The organism is Caldicoprobacter algeriensis, from assembly GCF_023838525.1.
Taxonomy (GTDB): domain Bacteria; phylum Bacillota; class Clostridia; order Caldicoprobacterales; family Caldicoprobacteraceae; genus Caldicoprobacter; species Caldicoprobacter algeriensis.
The window spans coordinates 1-1,279 of the sequence record NZ_JAHUQD010000043.1; the positions used below are offsets into that span (position 1 = coordinate 1).

A 1,279-nucleotide genomic window follows, 5' to 3' on the forward strand; every position below is an offset into this window, starting at 1 on the left:
CTCTCCAGAATTGACCTGGCCTTCCAACCACTGTTCAGTTTTCAAGGACCATTTCCCTCCGCCGCCCCCTCCAGAGCGGCGAATTATATACTATCAAATCAACTTTACTTTGTCAATACCCTTTTTTGTTCCTTTTATTACGCTCTCTTAAGCCGCCATCAGCTCCCTTGGCCAACAGCCGTTATAGATTAGCACACACAACCCCTGCTTGTCAATACCCTTTTTATCAAAGTGTATTATTATGTAATAATGCCACATTGAAATCCCTCTAACAAAATGCCATATGTCATTTGTGTTGTACTTATACCTTCACCAATACAATCGCTGAATAGTTTATAGCTCTATTGCTGGTTCTCTTAATCTAAATCAAAATATGGACATCTGGCCTATAAGGTTTTATACGTAGCAGAGCGAAAATGTTACAATTTCGAAAACTTTTCTCCTTTTTAAAAGGGTATTTTATATAGAAAGACCGAAAAGGAGGTGCACAGGTGGAAAAGGATGTGATTGTCAGGGTTAAAGAAGGTGATAAACAAGCCTTTGAACAGCTGTACAACGAATACGCGGAATATGCCATACGTACAGCATTTGCCATCACCAAAAACAGCGCCGATGCGTCCGATGCCGTTCAAGAAGCCTTTATAAAGGTTTACCGAAGCATCATCTTCTATGATGAAGAAAAACCCTTCAAGCCCTGGTTTTACAGAATATTGGTAAACGAATGCAACCGGATCACGAAGTGCAAATCAAAGGTGATACCCATAGACCAGTATTTAGATGACCATTCCATAGGCTCACAGAGGGACGACTATAAATTCGAGGAATACGAGGAACTGTATGCTGCAATACAGGGGCTTAAAGAAATAAACAGGATACCAATTATACTGAAATATCTCAATAATTTTTCAGAAAAGGAAATTGCCGAGATCTTGGATGTAAATATAAACACCGTAAAATCAAGGCTTTTCAAAGGGCGTGAAAGGCTTAAACAAGCTTTATTAAAAATGAAGGAAGGGAGGGAAAAAAATGGAGGAAAAAATTTTTGACCAAGAGATCAAAGACGCTCTTTTGAAAGCCACAGACACATCCCTAAACCTTAAAAAGGATATATGGAAGGGTATTGAATCCAAAATTGAATATTATGAAAACCAAGGTAGTGTCAAATAAATAATGAAAAAGTCAACGATAAGAGAATTGTTATCAAAACATGGACTTTGGCAACAGAATATAGACTAAAAATATAAAAACACAGTAATTAAGAGTGCTTAATAAGTAAGAT

At 37.5% G+C, this 1,279-nt stretch carries 2 protein-coding genes; both read left to right on the forward strand.

Going from position 1 to position 1,279, the window contains the following annotated elements; translation table 11 throughout:
• The first annotated feature begins 491 nt into the window (after positions 1 to 491).
• Positions 492 to 1,046 carry an RNA polymerase sigma factor gene (locus tag KVG29_RS12310; protein ID WP_252228720.1) on the forward strand — a complete coding sequence of 185 codons (555 nt, stop codon included), beginning with the start codon at positions 492 to 494 and terminating at the stop codon, positions 1,044 to 1,046.
• Entirely contained in the window at positions 1,027 to 1,167 is a 141-nt protein-coding gene (locus KVG29_RS12315) for a hypothetical protein (protein WP_252228721.1), read from the forward strand. The genes KVG29_RS12310 and KVG29_RS12315 overlap by 20 nt, the downstream gene beginning before the upstream one ends.
• The last annotated feature ends 112 nt before the right edge of the window (positions 1,168 to 1,279 follow it).